Source organism: Caballeronia sp. SEWSISQ10-4 2 (assembly GCF_030464885.1).
GTDB lineage: Bacteria > Pseudomonadota > Gammaproteobacteria > Burkholderiales > Burkholderiaceae > Caballeronia.
This window is the reverse complement of sequence record NZ_JALPRJ010000111.1, coordinates 1-20,478: the sequence shown is the minus strand read 5'-3', so window position 1 is coordinate 20,478 and position 20,478 is coordinate 1. Positions and strand designations below refer to the sequence as shown.

18 protein-coding genes are annotated in these 20,478 nt (G+C 60.4%); 12 read left to right on the top strand and 6 right to left on the bottom strand.

Annotated features, from left to right (window positions below; all coding sequences use genetic code 11):
* The first annotated feature begins 142 nt into the window (after nt 1–142).
* The 3 genes from M0D69_RS39510 (at nt 143) to M0D69_RS39500 (ending at nt 3,281) form a co-directional block, all read left to right on the top strand.
* Nucleotides 143–1,072, top strand: a complete 930-nt coding sequence (locus M0D69_RS39510; protein ID WP_301787237.1) for a glyoxylate/hydroxypyruvate reductase A — start codon at nt 143–145, stop codon at nt 1,070–1,072.
* 228 nt (nt 1,073–1,300) lie between these two features.
* Nucleotides 1,301–2,728: an aspartate aminotransferase family protein gene (locus M0D69_RS39505; RefSeq protein WP_301787236.1), complete on the top strand. Its 1,428-nt coding sequence runs from the start codon at nt 1,301–1,303 to the stop codon at nt 2,726–2,728.
* 55 nt (nt 2,729–2,783) lie between these two features.
* Nucleotides 2,784–3,281, top strand: coding sequence for an Lrp/AsnC family transcriptional regulator (locus M0D69_RS39500; RefSeq protein WP_301787235.1), 498 nt, complete (start codon nt 2,784–2,786; stop codon nt 3,279–3,281).
* On the opposite strand, the gene M0D69_RS39495 is transcribed toward M0D69_RS39500, so the two are convergent.
* Nucleotides 3,278–4,189, bottom strand: coding sequence for a LysR substrate-binding domain-containing protein (locus M0D69_RS39495; RefSeq protein WP_301787238.1), 912 nt, complete (start codon nt 4,187–4,189; stop codon nt 3,278–3,280). The two genes, M0D69_RS39500 and M0D69_RS39495, sit on opposite strands and share 4 nt — an antisense overlap.
* Before the next feature lie 139 nt (nt 4,190–4,328).
* Between M0D69_RS39495 and M0D69_RS39490 the strand changes: the two genes are divergently transcribed.
* From M0D69_RS39490 to M0D69_RS39465, 6 genes are all read left to right on the top strand, one after another.
* Nucleotides 4,329–5,411 carry a tartrate dehydrogenase gene (locus M0D69_RS39490; protein ID WP_301787234.1) on the top strand — a complete coding sequence of 361 codons (1,083 nt, stop codon included), beginning with the start codon at nt 4,329–4,331 and terminating at the stop codon, nt 5,409–5,411.
* Nucleotides 5,412–5,430: 19 nt separating this feature from the next.
* Nucleotides 5,431–6,903 (top strand): NAD-dependent succinate-semialdehyde dehydrogenase, encoded by a 1,473-nt coding sequence (locus M0D69_RS39485; RefSeq protein ID WP_301787233.1) that lies wholly within the window; start codon nt 5,431–5,433, stop codon nt 6,901–6,903.
* The gene (locus M0D69_RS39480) at nt 6,900–7,889 is read left to right on the top strand and encodes a M14 family metallopeptidase (RefSeq protein ID WP_301787232.1); all 990 of its coding nucleotides are present in this window, start codon (nt 6,900–6,902) and stop codon (nt 7,887–7,889) included. The genes M0D69_RS39485 and M0D69_RS39480 overlap by 4 nt, the downstream gene beginning before the upstream one ends.
* A 30-nt stretch (nt 7,890–7,919) precedes the next feature.
* Complete coding sequence (locus M0D69_RS39475; RefSeq protein WP_301787231.1) at nt 7,920–8,264, top strand: cupin domain-containing protein; 345 nt, start codon at nt 7,920–7,922, stop codon at nt 8,262–8,264.
* A 383-nt stretch (nt 8,265–8,647) separates the two neighbouring features.
* Nucleotides 8,648–8,866 carry a DUF2934 domain-containing protein gene (locus M0D69_RS39470; RefSeq protein WP_301787230.1) on the top strand — a complete coding sequence of 73 codons (219 nt, stop codon included), beginning with the start codon at nt 8,648–8,650 and terminating at the stop codon, nt 8,864–8,866.
* Between the two features lie 534 nt (nt 8,867–9,400).
* Nucleotides 9,401–9,598, top strand: coding sequence for a hypothetical protein (locus M0D69_RS39465; RefSeq protein WP_301787229.1), 198 nt, complete (start codon nt 9,401–9,403; stop codon nt 9,596–9,598).
* Between the two features lie 124 nt (nt 9,599–9,722).
* Here the strand turns inward: M0D69_RS39465 and M0D69_RS39460 are convergent, their stop codons facing one another.
* Nucleotides 9,723–10,010, bottom strand: coding sequence for a DUF4148 domain-containing protein (locus tag M0D69_RS39460; RefSeq protein ID WP_301787228.1), 288 nt, complete (start codon nt 10,008–10,010; stop codon nt 9,723–9,725).
* 337 nt (nt 10,011–10,347) lie between these two features.
* On the opposite strand from M0D69_RS39460, the gene M0D69_RS39455 reads away from it, so the two are divergent.
* Together M0D69_RS39455 and M0D69_RS39450 are read left to right on the top strand one after the other, a co-directional pair.
* Nucleotides 10,348–11,496, top strand: coding sequence for a porin (locus M0D69_RS39455; protein WP_301787227.1), 1,149 nt, complete (start codon nt 10,348–10,350; stop codon nt 11,494–11,496).
* 92 nt (nt 11,497–11,588) lie between these two features.
* On the top strand, nt 11,589–12,551 hold the full coding sequence (locus M0D69_RS39450; protein ID WP_301787226.1) for a LysR family transcriptional regulator: 963 nt from the start codon (nt 11,589–11,591) through the stop codon (nt 12,549–12,551).
* Nucleotides 12,552–12,623: 72 nt separating this feature from the next.
* Here the strand turns inward: M0D69_RS39450 and M0D69_RS39445 are convergent, their stop codons facing one another.
* Entirely contained in the window at nt 12,624–13,283 is a 660-nt protein-coding gene (locus tag M0D69_RS39445; protein WP_301787225.1) for a response regulator transcription factor, read from the bottom strand.
* Between the two features lie 283 nt (nt 13,284–13,566).
* Between M0D69_RS39445 and M0D69_RS39440 the strand changes: the two genes are divergently transcribed.
* The gene (locus tag M0D69_RS39440) at nt 13,567–14,163 is read left to right on the top strand and encodes an undecaprenyl-diphosphatase (protein WP_301787224.1); all 597 of its coding nucleotides are present in this window, start codon (nt 13,567–13,569) and stop codon (nt 14,161–14,163) included.
* Between the two features lie 127 nt (nt 14,164–14,290).
* Here the strand turns inward: M0D69_RS39440 and M0D69_RS39435 are convergent, their stop codons facing one another.
* From M0D69_RS39435 to M0D69_RS39425, 3 genes are read right to left on the bottom strand one after another with little or no spacing between them, the layout of a single operon-like run.
* Complete coding sequence (locus M0D69_RS39435) at nt 14,291–17,401, bottom strand: efflux RND transporter permease subunit (protein ID WP_301787223.1); 3,111 nt, start codon at nt 17,399–17,401, stop codon at nt 14,291–14,293.
* On the bottom strand, nt 17,398–18,555 hold the full coding sequence (locus M0D69_RS39430) for an efflux RND transporter periplasmic adaptor subunit (protein WP_301787222.1): 1,158 nt from the start codon (nt 18,553–18,555) through the stop codon (nt 17,398–17,400). Before M0D69_RS39430 ends, M0D69_RS39435 begins: the two co-directional genes overlap by 4 nt.
* A gap of 53 nt (nt 18,556–18,608) precedes the next feature.
* Nucleotides 18,609–20,102: an efflux transporter outer membrane subunit gene (locus M0D69_RS39425; protein WP_301787221.1), complete on the bottom strand. Its 1,494-nt coding sequence runs from the start codon at nt 20,100–20,102 to the stop codon at nt 18,609–18,611.
* Between the last annotated feature and the right edge of the window lie 376 nt (nt 20,103–20,478).

Genomic DNA, 20,478 nt, shown 5'->3' with positions numbered 1-20,478 from the left:
GCCACGCACAGTGGCTAATAGTGATAAAGAAATCAGCTAACTCACGCAGACCACTGAGGCCGAAAGCAGCAACCCGGCACCGACCCCGACCACTACGTCCGAAAGCCCCAAACCCAAACCCCGAGTGCGAACGAAACCCCCCATGACTTTTCTCTACAAAGGCAGTCCCGAACGCGGAGCACAATGGGCAAAGCTGTTTGCACAAAAAGCCCCTGAGATCCCCTTCCACATCTGGCCGGAAACGGGCGGCGATCCCGCAAAAATCCGCTACCTCGCCGCATGGCAACCACCCGAGGACCCCGCGCGCACCCTGCCGAACCTCGAAGTCGTGTTCTCAGTCGGCGCAGGCGTCGATCAGTTCGACCTCTCCGGCGTGCCCGCACACATCCCGGTAGTACGGATGATCGAGCCCGGCATTGTCGAAGGAATGGTCGAATACGTGACCCACGCAGTACTCACCATCCACCGCGATCACTTCGACTACTACCTGCAGCAACAACAGAAAACCTGGCACCCCCTGCCCGTGCGCGCAGCCTCATCCAGACGCATAGGCGTACTAGGCCTCGGCGTACTCGGTACTGCCGTCCTCGAACGACTGCGCCTGTTCGGCTTCGCGTGCGCTGGCTGGAGCCGCTCAGGCCGAGAAATAGAAGGGGTCGAATGTTACGCCGGCGCCAATACGCTCGACGCATTCCTCGCCCGCACCGACATCCTCATCTGCCTGCTGCCCCTCACCGAAGCCACCCGCGGCCTGCTGAACACAGCTCTATTCAACAAGCTGCCGCGCGGCGCGTCGCTGATTCAAACCGGACGCGGCCCGCATCTCAATCAGGACGATCTGCTCGCAGCGCTCGCCAGCGATCAGCTACAAAACGCAATCCTGGACGTCACCGACCCCGAACCCCTGCCGGACACGCATCCGCTATGGACACACCCGCGCGTACGAATCACGCCGCATATAGCAAGCGAGACACGGCCGGACAGCGCCGTTGAGGTCGTGCTGGAGAACCTGCGCCGCCATCGCGAAGGTTTGCCAATGCTCGGTCAAATCGACCGCAATCGCGGTTATTGAACGTCACGAACCAAGGCAGCCAACAAAGTAGTCGATAAAGTAGTCGACAAGCAGTCGACAAGCCCCGCCAACCACGGCTTTTATGCGCTCGCGGCAGAAAATGCTGCGGGCGCGCTGCAAAACGCGGCATTCACGCTATTTGGCGAATTGTTTAGGGCGTCGGCCCACCCCCCGCCTTCTCTAGTATGGAACGGTCATCAGCCCCTTTCCGCGACGAGAAAATTCCCCATGTCGATCCAATCGCTCATTGAAGCCGACCGCAAGCATCTGATTCATCCGGTCATCAACTACCGCGCCCACGAAGCCCGCGGCGTCACCGTGCTCGACTCCGCCAGCGGCGCGTTCCTGCGCGACGCCGACGGCAACGAACTCCTCGACGCCTTCTCGGGACTCTGGTGCGTCAACGTTGGCTACGGCCAGCCCAGCATCGTGAAAGTGGCAGCCGAACAAATGGCCCGCCTGCCCTACGCCACCAGCTACTTCCACTTCGGCAACGCACCCGCGATCGAACTGGCGGAAAAGCTGGTCGAGCTGTCGCCGGCATCGCTGCAACACGTGTATTTCACGCTGGGTGGATCGGACGCGGTCGACTCCGCGGTGCGCTTCATCACGCACTACTTCAACGCGACCGGCCGGCCGTCGAAGAAACACGTCATCGCGCTCGAACGCGGTTATCACGGGTCGTCGTCGGTCGGCGCGGGACTGACCGCGCTGCCAGCGTTCCATCGCAACTTCGACCTGCCGCTGCCGAACCAGCATCACATCGCGTCGCCATATGCATATCGCAGCAATTTCTCAAGCGATGCCGAACTGATCGCCGCCTCCGTCGCCTCGCTGGAAGCGAAGGTCGCAGCACTCGGGGCGGACAACGTCGCGGCGTTCTTCTGCGAACCGATCCAGGGCTCGGGCGGCGTGATCGTGCCGCCGTTCGGCTGGCTGAAAGCCATGCGCGAGGCCTGCAAAAAGCTCGACATCCTGTTTGTCGCCGATGAGGTCATCACCGGCTTTGGGCGCACCGGCCCGCTGTTCGCCTGCCAGGCCGAAGACGTCGAACCGGACCTGATGACCGTCGCCAAGGGCCTGACGGCCGGTTACGCGCCGATGGGCGCGGTATTGATGTCGGACGCGATCTACCAGGGCATCGCCGACGGCGACGCCGCCGCGATCGTCGGTCATGGTCATACGTATTCGGCGCATCCGGTCAGCGCGGCTATCGGCCTCGAAGTCCTGCGCCTGTATCACGAAGGCGGCCTGCTCGCGAACGGCGTGCGTCACGCAGAGCGTTTCGCGCGCGGCCTCGACGCGCTGCTGGCTCATCCGCTGGTCGGCGATTCACGCCATCGCGGATTGCTGGGCGCGCTCGAACTCGTCTCCGACAAAGAAACCAGGCAAGGCTTCGACGCATCGCTTAAATTGTCCGACCGGATCACGGCGGCTGCCTACCGCAACCGGCTGGTGTTCCGTGCTTTCGGCGACAACATCCTGGGTTTTGCGCCCGCGCTCAGCTATACGGAAACGGAGTTCGACCTGATGTTCGAGCGCCTTGAAAAGACGCTCGACGACGTGCTCGCCGAACCCGAAGTCCGCGCGGCGCTGAAGGTCAAAGCGGCTAAAGATGAGGTGAAAGGTGACGTGAAAACGCACATAGCTGCGTGATAAGATCGACTGACGATTTTCGACGATCCCACGCACCTGGAGAGACACCCTGACGATGAGCAGCGACGGCAAGCTTGACCGCATAGATCTGCGCATCCTTTCGCAATTGCAGAAGAAAGGCCGCATCACGAATGTCGAGCTGGCCGACGCGGTCGGGCTCTCGCCGAGCCCATGCCTGATCCGCGTGAAGCGGCTGGAGAAGGCGGGATTTATCGTCGGATACGGCGCGCAAATCCAGCTGGAGAAGCTCGGCGACGTGCAGATTGTCTTCACCGAAGTCACCCTTGCCGATCATCGCCGCGAGGACTTCATCAAGTTCGTCGCGGCGATCAAGGACGTGGATGAAATCGTGGAATGCCACTTGGCAAGCGGCGGATACGACTACTTGCTGAAGTTCGTCACACGCAGCGTGAGTCACTATCAAAGCATCATTGAGGGCTTGCTTGAACGCGATATCGGCATCGAGAAGTACTTCAGCTTCATCATCATCAAGTCGCCGTTCGTGAAGAATCACTACCCGCTCGAAAGCCTGTTTTCGCAGAACCACAGTTAGGGTACAGGCAGGTTCCATTGCGCGAATTCTTCGGCGAGAAAGTCCACGCAAACCCGTACTTTCGCCGACGACGCCAGCCGCGCCGGGTACACCGCCCAGACGTTGGCGGGCTGGGTGACATCAGGCAGGACCTGCAGTAATTGGCCGCTCGCAAGCAACGGGCGAACATCCCACAGCGAGCGCAGCACAATCCCGCGCCCGGCCAGCGCCCATTGCACCGCGACCTCGCCGTGATTAGTCGACAGCGGCCCGGTCACCTTGATCGAAACCGGTTCGCCACGCACATGCAAGCGCCACAGACCGAACGGATGATCGCGCTCCTTGATCGCAAGACAAGCATGGCTCGCGAGATCGGCGAGTTGCCTGGGCGCGCCGTGGCGTTCCACATAGTCCGGCGAAGCGCACAGTACGCGATGATTCGACGCCAGCCGCTTGGCAATCAGATGCGCCGCGATCTCATCGCCAATACGAATATCCAGGTCGAACCCCTCCCCTGCCACGTCGACCAGCCGGTCGAACAGATCGAGGCGCACGCTCAGTTGCGGGTGTTTGTCGGAGAGGCGCGCGAGCGCGGGCGCCACGATATGCCGGCCGAAGCCGAAGCTGCTGGATATGCGCAGCGTCCCGCGTGGAATGCGCCGTGTCGTGGATACGTCTTCAACAAGGTGGTCGACGTCGTCGAGAATTTTCTCGGCCCACGCGTAGACGCGTTCGCCCGCCTCGGTGATGGCGACCCGGCGCGTGGAGCGATGCAACAAGCGAGTGCCAAGGTCGGTTTCGAGCACGCTCACGCGCTTGCTGACATACGCCGCGGAGACCGACAGGACTTCCGCCGCCCCGCTGAAGCTGGACTTGCGGGCGACCGTGCAGAAGACGCGGAGATCATCGAGGTTCGGAGAAGGGGTGATGTTCATTATTCACGCTTCGTGCACAGTGGATTAACCAAAACGCTGATTTTAAGCCTTGTAGAGCGGAATAAAATATTAACTACAAGCAGATACTCGCGGAAAACTCCCGTCCGACCAAACCCTTAACAGGACCCCGAACATGACCAAAACCTACAAAATTGCGATCATCCCCGGCGATGGCATCGGCACGGAAGTGATGCCCGAAGCTGTCCGCGTACTCGACGCCGCTACAAAGCGCTTCGGCATTTCCATCGACTACAAGCACATCGAATGGGCCAGCTGCGAGTACTACCAGCAACACGGCCAGATGATGCCCGACGACTGGAAAGCGCAACTGCAAGACTGCGACGCCATCCTCTTTGGCGCGGTCGGCTGGCCCGACACCGTCCCCGATCACATCTCGCTGTGGGGCTCACTCCTCAAGTTCCGCCGCGAATTCGACCAGTACATCAACCTGCGCCCGGCGCGTTTGTTCGAAGGCGTGCCCTCGCCGCTCGCGAACCGCAAGGCCGGTGACATCGATTTCTGGATCGTCCGCGAAAACACCGAAGGCGAATATTCATCAGTCGGCGGCGTGATGTTCGAAGGCACGGACCGCGAGTTCGTCCTGCAGGAATCCGTCTTCACGCGCCACGGCAGCGAACGCGTGCTGAAATTCGCATTCGACCTCGCCCAGCGTCGTGAGAAGAAAAAGATCACCGTCGCCACGAAGAGCAACGGCATCGCGATCAGCATGCCGTGGTGGGATCAGCGCGCCGCCGAAGTGGCCGCGCTCTATCCGGACGTCAAGTGGGACAAGCAGCACATCGACATCCTGTGCGCGCGCTTCGTCCTGAATCCCGACCGCTTCGACGTGGTCGTGGCCACGAATCTTTTCGGCGACATACTCTCCGATCTCGGCCCTGCCTGCACCGGCACGATCGGCCTCGCGCCTTCGTGCAACCTGAATCCGGAGCGCAAGTTCCCGTCGCTGTTCGAACCGGTGCACGGATCGGCGCCCGACATTGCAGGCAAGAACATCGCCAACCCAATCGCCATGATCTGGTCGGCAGCCATGATGCTCGAGTTCCTCGGCGACTTCAAAGGCCCGGAACGCGAGGCGCACGACGCCATCCTCGCCGCTATCGAAGCAACGCTCAAGGAAGGTCCGCGTACCGGCGACCTTGGCGGCAAGGCGAACACGACGGAAGTCGGCCAGGCGATCGCCGCACGGTTGGCTTAAACCTAAGGAGCATGGATATATGACACGCCAGTTCGAACTGAAAGAGCTGATCCGCTCAGACAATTTCATCGATGGCCAATGGCGCGCAGCCGCTGACGATGCGCGCTTCGCCGTCACCGATCCCGCCACCGGCACGGTTATCGCGCAAGTCGCCGACAGCAGCCCCGCCGACGCCCGCGCCGCCACCGACGCAGCCGCTCGCGCGCTGCCCGCGTGGCGTGACTTGCTGCCGAAAGAACGCGCAACGATCCTGCATAAATGGAACGCGCTGATCCTGGCGAACCAGCACGCGCTCGGCGCTCTGATCTCGCTGGAACAAGGCAAGCCGCTGGCCGAAGGCCGAGGTGAAGTGGCGTATGGCGCGTCGTATGTCGCATGGTTCGCCGACGAAGCCACGCGCATCTACGGCGACATCATTCCGCAGCAGCAGCGCGGCAAGCGCATGACCGCAGTGAAGGAACCGATCGGCGTTGTTGCGGCCATCACGCCGTGGAATTTTCCGCTCGCCATGATCGCGCGCAAGATCGCACCGGCGCTCGCGGCCGGTTGCACGGTCGTCGCGAAGCCCGCTGAAGACACGCCGCTGACTGCATCGGCACTGGTGCTGCTGGCACACGAAGCGGGCGTGCCGGCGGGCGTGCTGAACCTCATCACGGCCTCGCGGGATCACGCCGTGGCTACCGTCGCTGACTGGCTTGAAGACTCGCGCGTGCGCAAGATCACGTTCACGGGTTCGACGCCGGTGGGCAAATACCTGGCGCGTGAATCGGCCAGGACATTGAAAAAGTTGTCGCTAGAACTCGGTGGCAATGCACCGTTCATTGTCTTCAATGACGCCGATCTCGACGCCGCCGTCGGTGGCCTTCTTGCCGCCAAGTTCCGTAATGGCGGGCAGACCTGCGTGTGCCCGAATCGCGTGTATGTACAAGCGGGCGTATACGACAAATTCGCGGACATGCTGAGCCGCCGCGTAGCCGAACTGAAGGTCGCACCGGCGACCGACCCGGACGCGCAGATCGGTCCGATGATCAACATCCGCGCACTCGACAAGATTGCGCGCCACGTCGACGACGCGTTGGCCCACGGCGCGCGCGTGCTCGCCGGTGGCAAGCGCCTGCCCGAACTCGGCCCGCATTATTACGCGCCGACGGTACTCGCCGACGCCACGCACGAGATGCTCCTGTGCGGCGAAGAAACCTTCGGGCCAGTCGTGCCGCTGTTCCGTTTCGACGACGAAGCCGAAGCCGTCGAAGCCGCCAACAACACGCCGTTCGGCCTCGCTTCGTATTTCTATAGCCAGGATGTGCGGCGCATCGACCGCGTATCGCGAGCGTTGCAAGCCGGCATTGTCGGTATCAATGAAGGCGCGTTGGCAAGCGAAGCGGCGCCCTTCGGCGGCGTGAAGGAATCGGGCTACGGACGCGAAGGATCTAAATACGGCCTCGACGACTACCTGTCGATCAAGTACCTGTGCCAGGGGAATCTCGCATGAGCGCGCCGGCTGAACACTATCCGATCGAGGTCACGTTCCCCGATATCTCGATCCACAAAGAGTCCGGATCGGGCATTCCCTATGTGCACACCTTCGACTCCGGCGTGCCCGGTCTGCACGTAATGATCAACGCGTTGACGCACGGCAATGAGGTGTGCGGCGCGATTGTCGTGGATGCATTGTTGCGCCTGAAACTGCGGCCACGGTGCGGCCGTCTGACGCTCTCGTTCGCGAATGTCGCAGCGTATGCCAGCTTCGATCCGTCGAAGCCCGATGCCGCCCGTTTCGTCGATCAGGACTTCAATCGCGTATGGACCAGCAAGGTGCTCGACGACACATCGCGTACGTCCAGCGAGCTTGCACGGGCTCGCGAGATGCGCCCGGTCATCGATACCGTGGATGCCCTGCTCGACCTTCATTCGATGCACGAACGCAGCAAGCCGCTGATTGTCGCGGGTCCGCTGGACAAGGGTATCGACTTCTCGCTGCGGCTCGGCACTCCGGCTACGGTGATCTGCGATGAAGGTCATCCCGAAGGCCGCCGGATGCGCGACTACGAAGGTTTCGGTGAAGCCAATAGTCCCAAGAACGCGCTGTTGATCGAATGCGGACAGCATTGGGAACGCAGCGCCGTCACGGTCGCACGCGATACCACCGCGCGTTTCCTGCTGCTGTCCGGCGTGGTTGACAGTGAAGACTTGCCCGGCGATTGGCTTGCCCCGTTGCCGCAGACAATGCATGTCGTGCGCGTGACGCAACCGGTTGTCGCGCAGAGCATGGATTTTCGCTTCGCCGCGCCTTACACCGGCCTGGAAATTTTCCCCGAGGCGGGCAGCCTGATCGGCTGGTCGAACGGCGAGCCGATCCACACGCCTTACAACGACTGCATGCTGGTAATGCCGTCACTGCGGCAATTGCGTCCTGGCGTGACGGTCGTGCGCTTAGGGAAAATCGAGCGAAAGGTAGAGCGGGAAACTGCCGTCTGACATCACGGATAACGAATCGAAAAGGTCCACATGAAGGTTCAGCAAATCAAACAAAGCGTCAGCCTGCAAAATCTTGAGGATTGGGGCACAGCCGGCCTGCCGGGCACGACGCCGATTCAGGTGTCGGGAGTGCAGCGGGTGATCGAAGGCAGCGAAGCTATTGATACCGGTATTTTCGAATGTTCGGCGGGAACGTACCGGCGCTCGGTCAAGCAGGCGGAAGTGATGCATTTTCTCGCGGGCCGCGGGCGCTTTACGCCGGACGGCGAAGACACGATTCACTTCGCCGGCGGCGACACGCTATTCTTCGAAGCGAACACGGAAGGGCTTTGGGAAGTCGAAGAAACCATGCGCAAGGTGTATGTGATCTTCTAAGTACTCGAAGTCGCCGGGCGAGGTGCTGCCCGGCGCAATAGCGGCCGCTTGCTAACCGCGGCCGCATCCAAGTGCTTTGTGGCTTGGCATCGCAGGATCTGGTGCGATTGCCGTTGTGGACCCCGCCCCCAATTCCGCGCACAACGCTTATTCGTCATACCTTCGCTGGTGGCTGAGTCTGCGGTTCAATCTTTCAACGCTGCCAGTTAAATCCAGCCGTCCTTAGGTCCCTCTCCGTAGTCCCTCGAACCGCCCAGGGTGTCATGAAAATTGCTGCGAACGTGAGTAGGCTCAAGCGAGCTTAACGCGGTCACGCCTTGCGTCGACCTGTGGTTTTCGGACCGGGTATTTCACTTTTTACGGGGCACACTATGGACGTCCAAATGTCGGAAGAGCAAATTCGCACGCTTGCGTTCTATCTTTGGGAACAAGACGGTAGTCCCGATGGACGCGCAGATGAGTATTGGGAAAAAGCACGGCGGCAACTGGGGTTGGAAAACACATCCCAGGATGCAATCAGGACGGCTGATACAGCTAATGGTGAGGCCGCAGGATTTGGCGATGAGCCAGAAGAGACGGCTGCGCGTCCGCTGGCGGAATGAAGGTCGGAGCGCCAAGCAACGCGGGATTAAATCACGCATAGTGATTCGAGGTCACGCGTGACTTGTTATCGTCCTGCATGTTGTTAGCCGAAAGCATCTTTGCAGCGCAGTACACCACGTAAGCATCGCGTGATACCGCATCGCTGTTCACGTGGTCGATCCTTGTTGTGCCATCGGTTTTGAGACGCGCAAGGCCGCCAATACCTTAGCCTTAGTTAAGAGCGCCTAGGCCGCATCGGCCGATAAACACTAGCACTGGCGGCGCCAACCGATCGAATGCCGGCCCTTGCGCTCGCGAGTCTTCAATACTGTTGCCCTAAACATACGCTTGGTGTCGCGCAGCCCCAGCCAGAGCGGGCTTGAGCGGACGCATTGGTGACACTACCAATGTCCTGAACCTGACAGTTGGCGCTTACTGGAAGAACACGAACTTCGGCTGTCCGGTGTTTAGTCTCGGGAACGCGCCCATCAGGCGCATACGTCTACCTGACAAGCCGCTGTTTGCGCCGATAAATAATCGAAGTGGTGTTCAACATGAAGACGTTCAATCATCTCAATGCCGTAACCTCATCGCTCGCAGGAAGCCATGGCAAGGTGTCCAAGGCGAGTGTCAAAGCCGAAAAGCAGTGCTCTTCTTATATGTCCATGCTTCAGGCGCCCATGACCGTGCTGGCCTGCAACGTGTCCGATCGTGCCGACATTACGGCCGTGGCGATACTTGGCTATAACTAGTCACGTTGTTGCAAGACTGCGCATGTGAAGCTGCAAGGACCGCATCGACTATATCGATGCGGCTAACGGCTTCAGTCAGGTCATGCCCTGACTGAAGCCTTACCCATTGCACTGGTTCACCAACCTAGTTGGCCGAAACAACCGGCATTGACGCAGAGGCCGCAGCCGCTGTGTTTGCTGGCGCGTTGCCATGCGAAGCGTAAGCGTTATCCGCTTGCACGCGTGCTTCAGCCGCTTGAATCTCATCGGGATAATGATTCTGCTTCGCGGCAGGCTGGTAGCCCGCTTTTTCCAGTTGAACGAGTTCGGCGCGTACTTCGGCACGCGTAACGGGACCATGGCTGGTTTGCGCGAACGATACAGCCGGAGCGATCAGAACAGTAGCCAGTATTGCGCAGATAAGGTTTTTCATAATAAGCAGACCTCGCGAAATGTAGCTCCAGTCACCATGATTGAAGCCCGTGGCTCATCGCCTTAAGGTAGTGATGAGCAGGACTTCATTCTGTGCAACCAGCACTGTCCATACGCTGACGCCGCGATTACAAGCTTGTTATCTGCACGGTCGGGCCAACTCGTGGTCCAAGCCGATAGTGGGTCGGACACCACGCAATTTTCACACTAGAGAATTGCATGTCGCCGCTATTTATGACGATTTTAAAGTTCCCCTGGCGTGCTGCGGAGACCTCGATCAACGACGTCGAAGATCCGTGTCGCACGATCAAATCAAAGTTCATCCAAGGGAACCGAAAATGAAAAAACTATTGGTCGCCGGCGCGACAATGGGCGTATTTGCCTGTCCGATTTCGAGCTTTGCGCAGAGCAGCGTAACGCTATACGGCGTGATCGACGAAGGCTTCAACTACACGAGTAACGTGGGAGGTCATTCGAACGAACAGCTGCAGAGCGGCGACGCTCAGGGAAGCCGCTGGGGCCTCAAAGGATCAGAGGATCTGGGCGGTGGACTCAAGGCAATATTCCAGCTTGAGAATGGTTTCGACGTCAATTCCGGAAGCCTTAACCAAGGGGGCCGCATGTTCGGCCGGCAGGCGTATGTGGGCCTGAGTTCAGCGCAGTTCGGCACTGTAACCCTTGGCCGGCAGTACGACTCCGTTGTCGACTACCTTGCGCCGCTGACGGCAAACGGAAACTGGGCGGGCTACCTGATGTCCCACCCGCTGGACAACGACAACACTGACAATTCGTTCCGACTCAACAACACGGTCAAGTACGCCAGCAACAACTATGGCGGGTTCACCTTCGGCGGCTTGTATGGGTTCAGTAATCAGGCCGGCGGTTTTGCGAACAATCGCGCGTACAGCCTCGGCGCACAGTATGCAGCCGGTCCGCTGACAGTCGCAGCGGCCTACATGCAGATCAACAACCCAGGCGGGACGACGGGCGGCTCGCTCGCCACAAATGACACTAACTTCTTCGCGAGCCGGGAGCGCATCTGGGGCGGCGGAGTCAACTATACGATCGGGTCCGCCGCGACACTGGGGCTGGTCTACTCGCATACCGACCTGACAAACGCTACAGGATCCACCTACGTCGGCAATTTCGCTAACACGGCGAGCTCGCTGAAGTTTGATAACTTTGAAGCAAACTTCAAATACCAGTTCGCCAAGGATCTTTTCGCGGGGGCCATGTACACCTACACGATGGGTCATTTCAACAGTTCCGCCGGAGACTCCAAGCCTAAGTGGAACCAGTTCGGCCTGATGGTGGACTACAACCTGTCGACCCGGACAGACGTCTATGTGCAGGGTATGTATCAACACGTCTCGGCTGTCTCCGCTTCGGCCGCACCGCTTAACGGAGCCTTTATTCCCGGCACCGACGCGCCGTCGTCGACGCAGAACCAGTTTGTCGGCCGCGTCGCGTTACGGCATGTCTTCTAGAAAGATATCAATTTTGTAATCGGGCAGTTCGTCTGTCGTCACCAACACTGCTGCAAGCTAACAGCAATGTTGGTGACCCTGGATGACAAGTCATGAATCAGCTCGATTCGATGCGCATTTTCTCAAAGGTCGCGGAGTGCCTGAACTTCGCCGACGCAGCACGCCAGCTCGGCATATCGAACGCAGTGGTGACACGTAGCATAGCAACGCTCGAAAAACATCTGCGTATCCGGCTGATCAATCGCACGACCCGGAGGGTGGCGCTCACCACGGCGGGCCAGGAGTATTTCGAAGGATGCCAGGACCTGCTCAGGCAATTGACAGCGATGGAGCAGCGCATTCTTGCGACGACGGCTCACCCCGTGGGATGCCTCAGGATTGCGTCGCCCGCTTCATTCTCGCAAAGCAAGCTTGCGGTGATTCTGACCGCGTTTCGCGCGCAGCAGCCGCACGTGTCTTTCGACGTCACCGTGTATGAAACGATCAACGAGATCGCGCCGGAAAATTATGATCTTTGCTTCACGGCTGAGCGGCGCCTGCGCGACTCGTCCATGGTATGCCGGCCGCTGGCACGCATGCATGACGTGGTCGTCGCGGCTCCGGCTTACATCGCGCGACGGGGACAGCCGGCTACGCCTGCTGCCCTGAGCGAACATGACATCCTGCTGGCAGCGGATGCGCCAAACCGCTATTGGGAGTTCAGGGACTTCAATGGCGCGCATCGGGTTTCGCTCAACCCGATCCTGACAACCCAAAGCTTGCTGGCAGTCAAAAGCGCTGCCGTCACGGGCCTTGGCATTGCGCGCATAGCAAATGTTCTGGTTGAGCGGGAGCTGGCCGAGGGATCGCTTGTTGCCCTGCTACGCGACTTCCAGCTCGACAGCAACGAGCGCACGGTATGGATGCTGTACTCGGGCCAGCCGTTCATCACTCAGGCCGTCCGGTCTTTTATCGACTTCGTTGTAGACCGGCATCGTGATGAGCATGCTGTCCTGGCCCGGCCTGCGCGTTCGACACGCATGACGCTTGGAAGTACCGACGCCAGGATTCAATGAGGGGACCGGCAGGTGCGCCACATGCTTGACGCGCTGGCTGCGGTCGAACTGCGATCGAACGCTTAAGCCTTGTTAAGCCAGCATCTTGAGGCGATAGCCGTTACCCCGGATCGTGATGATCTCGTCATTACCCAGTTTTTGACGAAGGTAATGCACGTGCACTTCGACCGCCTTGCTCCGGATTGCTTCTCCACGCTTATAAAGCCGCTGCTCGAGTTCGGTCCGCGAAAACACGCGATTAGGTTCTTCCAGCAAGGCTTGCAGCAGGGAGAACTCGCGGGGTGAGAGGTGTACGCCTACGCCGTTCTTGCTTGCGCTGCGAGCGGCCGGGTCGAGTTCAAGCAGACCGTGGGTGTAGACGGGGTTCCGGCCAATTCGATGCCGCCGCAACCACGTCTGTATCCGCATGGACAATTGCCCCATGACCAATGGCTTGCAAAGGTAGTCGTTAGCCCCGGCGTCGAGCCCGATCAAGGCGTCTTCGATAGCCTCGGCTTCAGTAACAATGATGACCGGCGCTTCCCCGCCAAGTCTCCGATACTGCGTCAACGCGACAATGCCTTCGCGCCTGTCACGGCAAACGTCGACGATAAAAAGATCGTACTGCGCGCAGCCGAACGCTCGCCCGGCCGCTTCCCTTCCCTGCACGCAGTCGACTACGTAACCTTCGCGACGCAAGGACACCGGCACATCAGTGTCAAGCGCGCCCGCATCCATCAGCAATACTCGCATCTTTCTTGACTCTCCAGAAGCGTCCCTTTAACCGGGACAAGTCAATCCGACTGAAAGCATTGTTGCGCTAAGCGGATAACGTCAAAGTGACTGCAAGATTACGTTTACGACATAAACCGGACAAGATCTCCTTCGTCACGTTTATCTCGACCACGAAGCCGACGGTTGTGTCGAAGCTCACATTCTGCAACAGAAAATTACAGCGATATCAGAACAGTCATAAGCATTAGCTAAGCCTTCTTCGATAAGCTCTCCGGTCGTTCACCAATCTATCGACGGGGCTATGGAAGCACTCAACCAGACTCTTTTCCTGCTGATCAACGCATCGGCGCAACCGAACTCCGCCGTCGTTGCATTAGCCATGCTGTTCGGCGAATACGCCATCTGGCTGGTGCCCGCCACGCTCGTTCTGGGCTGGCTGCGCGGCAACGACGCCCTGCGGCAGCGACTGGTCGAAGCCAGCGCGTCGGCACTGCTGGCATTACTGGCGGCGCAGATAATCGGCGTGATGTGGCCGCATCCCCGGCCTTTCATGATCGGCCTGGGGCATACGTTGATCGTGCACGGAGCGGATTCATCCTTTCCAAGCGACCATTTGACGTTCTGTTGGGCGGTCGCCTTCAGTCTCCTGATGCACCCCGAAGCGCGTCGCGCGGGCTGGGTACTCGCGCTTCTTGGTCTACCGATGGCGTGGGCCCGGATCTATATCGGCGTGCATTTTCCATTCGATATTGTGGGTGCCGCGCTGGTCTCGGGAATCAGTGCGTGGCTGTGCGCACTCACCGGACGCTGGTTCGCGGCTCCGGTCGTGCGCGCCGCGATGATCGCTTACCGGCCGCTGTTCGCACCGCTGATCCGGCGCGGCTGGGTGACCCGATAACCCGCCGTTCCAGACTTGAAGCCAAGTCCGCCGCTGATCTTCGGCGTCCGTAAAAAGCAAATGGCGACCTGCTGCAAATAGCAGGCCGCCACCAAGCTGACCAGACATCAAATGACCAGCGCACCCTCTACCGAACCGGCGCGCTTTCAGCCGTCACATTGCTCTCGCGCTTCCGGTCGATCCAGTGCGCGAGCCGGTCAAACCACAGATGCACCACCGGCGTGGTGAACAGCGTAAGCATCTGCGAGACGATCAAGCCGCCGACAATCGCGATCCCGAGCGGCACCCGCAACTCCGCGCCAGCGCCATGCCCCAGCGCCAGCGGCAAGGCACCGAACAGCGCAGCAAGCGTCGTCATCATGATCGGGCGGAACCGCAGCACGCACGCCTGCCGGATTGCATCGTGAGGAGACAAGCCCTGCTCCCGTTCAGCGACTAGCGCGAAGTCGATCATCATGATCGCGTTCTTCTTCACAATCCCGATCAGCAGGATGATGCCGATCATGCCCATGATCGACAGGTCCTGGCCGCATAACATCAGCGCAAGCAACGCGCCCACGCCCGCGGACGGCAGAGTGGAAATGATGGTCAGAGGATGAATCGCGCTTTCATACAGGATGCCGAGAATCAAGTACACCACCACGAGCGCGGCAGCAATCAGGTAGGGCTCGCTCTTCAGCGACGCCTGGAATGCCTGTGCCGTTCCCTGGAATGTACCGGTTAGTGAATCCGGCTTGCCCGCCGTTACTTCCGCATGATGAATGGCGTTCACCGCATTACCCAGCGACTGACTCGCGGCGAGATTGAACGAGATGGTCACCGAGGGAAACAAGCCCTGATGGTTGACCGAAATCGGCGATACGGTGTTCTCGACTTTGGCGAGCGTGTTCAACGGCACGAGCGAATTGGTGAGCGGCGAGCGCACGTACAGGTGAGCAAGCGCGTCAGCCGTCAGCTGGAACTTCGGATCGACTTCCTCAATAACGTGATACTGGTTGAGCTGCGTGAACAGCGTCGCGATCTGGCGCTGGCCGAAGGCGTCGTAGAGCGTGTCGTCGATCGCTTGCGCCGTGATGCCGAAACGCGATGCGGTGCTGCGATCGATCACCAGGTTCGCGCTAGTCGCCGACGCCTGCTGATCCGAGGTGACATCGGTCAGTTCGGGCAACGCCGACAGCCGTTGTGTCATCACCTGCGCCCAATGATTCAACAAGTTAACGTCGGGTGCCTGCAACGTGTACTGATATTGCGCCGCACTGATCCGGCCACCCACCTGGATATCCTGGCGGACCTGCATGGCGACCGAAATGCCGATCACCTTGGCAAGCTTCGGCTTCAGGCGGTTCAGCACTTTTCCGGCGCTGTCCGGGCGCTGCCCGAATGGCTTCAGGTTGATCATCACGCGACCCTGGCTCACAGTCGGATTCGCACCCATCCAGTAGTAGACGTTATCGACGGCGGGATCGGCCTCGATGATAGACCCAAGCTGCTGCATCTTCGTCGCCATCGAATGCGGCGAGATGTCGGGCGCCGCTTGCGCCACGCCCATGATCAGCCCGGAATCCTCCTGCGGAAAGAAGCCCTTCGGAATCGCGATGAAGAGCCCGGCCGTTGCAATGACCGTTGCAACCGTCACACCGAGCATGATCTTCTGATGGCAGAGCACCCAGTCGAGCCCACGTTCATAACGCCGCTCGGTCCACGTAAAAACTCGCTCGAGCCACGCTTCCAGCTTGTGCGTCCGGCCGCCGTCCGTGCCGGGCGCGCGGATGAGCCAGCCGCAAAGCATCGGCGTGACTGTCAGCGACACCACCGCCGACATCAGGATCGCCGCACTCACCGTCACGGCAAACTCGCGGAACAGTCGCCCGACAATGCCGCCCATCAGCAGGATCGGGATGAACACGGCGATCAGCGAGATCGTCATGGAAATGATGGTGAAGCGGACCTCGCGCGCACCCAGCAAGGCGGCCTGCATTCGAGGCACGCCTTCCTCGATGTGGCGCATCACGTTCTCGATCAAAACAATCGCATCGTCGACAACAAAACCCACTGCAATGGTCAGGCCCATCAGCGAAAGATTGTCGAGGCTATAGCCAAACACGTACATCACAGCGAAGGTCGCGACCAGCGAGAGCGGTATCGTCAGGCTCGGGATCACAGTCGCCCAGAGGTTGCGCAGGAACGAGAAGATCACCATCACGACGAGTCCAACCGTCAGCATCAGCGTGAACTGCACGTCGTGGACAGACGCATTGATGGTCTGGGTCCGGTCGCCCACCACATGCAGATGCGCAGCGGCCGGCAGCGTCGCCTCGAGCGCGGGCAACGCTGTCTTGATGTTGGCAATAGTCTGGACTACGTTGTATCCGGGCTGCTTGTGCACGTCCAGAATGATCGTGCGTTCATGCTGCAGCCACGCGGCTTGCTGCGTGTCTTCGGACGCACTTATGACCGTGCCCAGGTCCTGCACGCGAACAGGTGCGCCGTTTTTGTAAGCCACTACGAGGTCACGGTATCCATCGACGGTGGTGAGCTGGTCCGTCGCGTTGAATACGACCGAGCGGTCGGGACCATTGAGGCTCCCCTTAGGCGCGTTGACTGTCTGCACACCCACGATCGAACGCACGTCTTCCAGCGTGAGGCCGCGTGCTGCGAGCTTGTCGGGGTCCAACTGGATTCGCACGGCCGGACGCTGCTGTCCATGAAAGTCGACGAGACCGACGCCTGGCATCTGCGAGATTTGCTGCGCGAGATAATCTTCCGCATAACCATCGAGCTGCGTGAGCGTCAGCGAAGGCGATGTCAGCGCGAGCGAGAGCAAGGTGAAGTCGGCGGGGTTGACTTTTTCATACGTCGGCGGATTCGGCAGGTTCTTCGGCAGCGTGCCGCCGGCCGCGTTGATCGCCGTCTGCACGTCCTGTGCCGCGCCGTTGATGTCGCGTGTCAGATCGAACTGGACCGCAATGTTCGTCGTGCCGAGCGAACTCGACGAGGTCATCTGCGTGATGCCGGCAATCAACGACAGTTGCCTTTCAAGCGGCGTCGCTACCGACGTCGCCATGGTCTCCGCGCTTGCGCCCGGCAACTTCGCGACAATCTGGATGGTCGGGAAGTCGACCTGCGGCAACGGCGCGACCGGCAACAGGAAGTAGGCGACCGCGCCGACAAGCAGCACCGCGATAGCCAGGAAACTCGTTGCAATACGGCGCTGGATGAAACGTTCGAGAAGGCTCATGACGGATCGCCTACGGTGCCGGTGTTGGCGGCGTCAGCGGCCGTGTCGGGCGTCGCGGCTACCACCTTCGCCGCTACCGGCGCGCCGGGATTCAGACGGCTTTGGCCATCGAAAACGATCAGGTCTGCCGCCGTGACGCCGCCGCGAATTTCTGTCATACCGTCCACGCTGACGCCGACCTGCACCGGCCGCAACTGCGCCTTCCCGTTCGGACCTACCGTGTAGAGCTGCGAGCCGTTCTGTGTATTCACCACTGCGCGGCTGGGCACGGCCAGGCGTTGCTTGTCGGTGCGGATCAGCACGCGCGCGTTGACCAGTTCGCCCGGCCAGAGCTTGCGCTCCTGGTTCGTGAACGATGCCTTGAGCTTGATCTGGCCCGTGGTGGCATCGACCAGACTATCGATGAAAACCAGTGAACCCGAAGCGAGCTCCGTGCTTCCCGAGCGCGTGGTGACGTCCACCGGCAGCGGTGCTTTCGCCTGTCCCGCGAGCAGGTCGGTCAAGCCGTCCTGTGGCGCGGAGAACAGCACCTCGATCGGTTCCATCTGCGTGACGGTGACGATGCCGGTCGTATCCGCCGGATGAACGATCGCCCCCAGGTCGGCCTCGCGTGCGCCGACGCGGCCCGTGAATGGCGCGTACAGCGTCGTGAAGCCGAGTTGCAGGCGGTCGCTCTGAACCAGCGCGGCATCGGCTGCGACGCTCGCCGCAAACGACTCGACCTGCGACTTCGCGGTGTCCACGCTTTGCGTTGTCGCCGCCCCGATGCCCACCAGCTTAGAGAAGCGGGCGAGGTCCAGGCGGGCGTTATCGAGGCTTGCCTGATCCTTGCGCTGTGCAGCTTCAGCCTGCCGCAATTGTGCGGTGAGCGGACCCTGGTCCAGTTGTGCAAGTGGCTGACCGGCCTTCACGTCTTGCCCTTCAGTGAACGTAACGCGGGCGAGTTGTCCGTCGACCCGCACTTTCACATCGACCGTGTTGAGCGCCTGGACCGTGCCCACCGCCGCGAGGCGAATCGGGAAGTCGAGCAAGGTGGCATGACCGGCGTTGACCGGAACGGCGGCAGCCGGAGCGCTGACCGGATGTTTCGGCCACAGCCACCAGCCAAGCAGCGCGACAAGGACAAGTGTCGCCACGATAAACGGTGCATGCATGGACCGTTTATCTTGGCCGCGAGGCGCCGGCTGAAGAGGAATGTCTTCTTGTTTCATGAGTTGCCAGGATTCGATTGGGAACTTGATGGAGACGTCTGGGGTGCGGAATCGGTGACGCCAAAACCACCGCCGAAAGCACGGAACAAACCCACCGACGCTTGCAGCCGTGAGAGACGTGCCTGCACCAGCGTGTCCTCTGCCTGGTACAGCGTGCGCTGTGCGTCGAGTACGGTCAGGAAGTCGACCGTGCCGAACTTGTACTGCGCCTCGGCGAGCGTCGCGGCCTGGCGCGCTGCGTCGGCGGCGGTTTGATCGGAGGCTTCCGCAAGCTGCTGTTGCTGCGCGGCCGTCAACGAATCTTCAACGTCCTGCAGCGCGGTCACGATCGTCTGCCGGTAGTCCGCCACGCCTTTGGTCACTGCCGCCTGGTTCGCATGAAGCTGGCCGTGCAACGCGCCGCCATCGAAGATCGGTGCAGCTAGGGAAGTCGCGATGCTCGCAAACGGGCTCGTCAGGAAATGCGACAGCGAGCCGCTGCTCAAGCCGCCATCGGCCGTGAGCAGGAGGGTCGGAAAGTACGCCGCGCGTGCCGCGCCGACGCTGTAGTTCGCGGACTGCAGTGTCGCTTCCTTCGAGCGGATATCGGGGCGCGTTTCCAGCAAGCTCGACGGCAAGTTGGGCCGCACTGCCGGGATCGGGATGGCGCTCAGTTGCACGTCACCCACGTTCATTTGCTCAGGCGCGCTGCCTGTGAGCACGGCAAGCGAATGCAGGCTTTGATCGAGTTGCTGCTGCAAGACCGGCACGTTTGCCTGGAACGTGGCCAGTGCATTGCGCTGCTGCTGGATCTGCAACTCCGTCGCCACGCCGGCATCCTTCTGCGCGATGAGCAATTGAAGAATGTGTTCGGCGTCGGTGGAAATGGTGCGTGCGAGCATCACCCGGCGCCGCAGGGACTGGATCTGGAAGTACGTGTTCGTCACCGATGCCGTCAGCGTCAGCGCGACCGTATCGCGGTCGAATTCCGATGCTTGCGCGAGCAGCATTGCGGCGTTGGCGTTCGCCGCGTTCAGTCCCCAGAAATCGACTTCGTAGCTAGCTTCGAGAAAGACGCTCTGGCTCTTCCCCGTCGAGCCTTTTTTGCCGCCGGCGCCGCCCTGATGGCTGCGGTCGTAGGTTGCTCCGAGCGTCAACGACGGGTATAGCGGCGCGCCGGCTTTCTCTGCATTGCCTCGCGCTTCTTCGACGGTCGCCACCGCCGACGTCAGCGAAAAATTGTTCTGCAGGCTGCGCTCGACCAGCGCGTTCAGCGCGGGGTCTTGATACGCGCGCCACCATTCGCTTTGAACCGGCGTGGTATCGGCGAGCGAAGTTGATGCGGCGCCGTCGAAGCGCTGGGCAAGCGGTGCATCGGGGCGCTTGTACGCGGGCACGAGCGAACAGCCGGAAAACAGCAGCGCGAGTGCCAGTACGACCGCGCAGGCCGGACGCACCGGTTCGACGCGGCAAAATGCGGGCAACAGCGCCGAACGATGCGGTTCGGACATGGAGTAGTGTCTCTCGCAACAATGAACTTGCAAGCGTAGCGAGATGGTCCTGTCAGCTCTTTCGCGCGATGATTAAAAAACTTTAATGCGGGGTGAAGGGGTGATTTTCGTTCGCACTTGGTCGGGGGTTATGCCGGGTTGCACGGGGGGTTCGGGCGTAACGGTCGGGGTCAGTGCTGGGTTGCTGCTGCTCAGGCCTGCGGTCGTTATATGTTGATGTTGGCTGTATTTTTTATCACTATTAGCACTGTGCGTGGCGGCACTTCATTTCCAACAGCGAAAAAGAAACAGAAGCAAAGAAAACGCCTCCAACAATCAGCAAGTTAGTGTCCCTAGCGTGCAAGCCCCAGTTTTTGGCACCTGATAGCACGGTGCT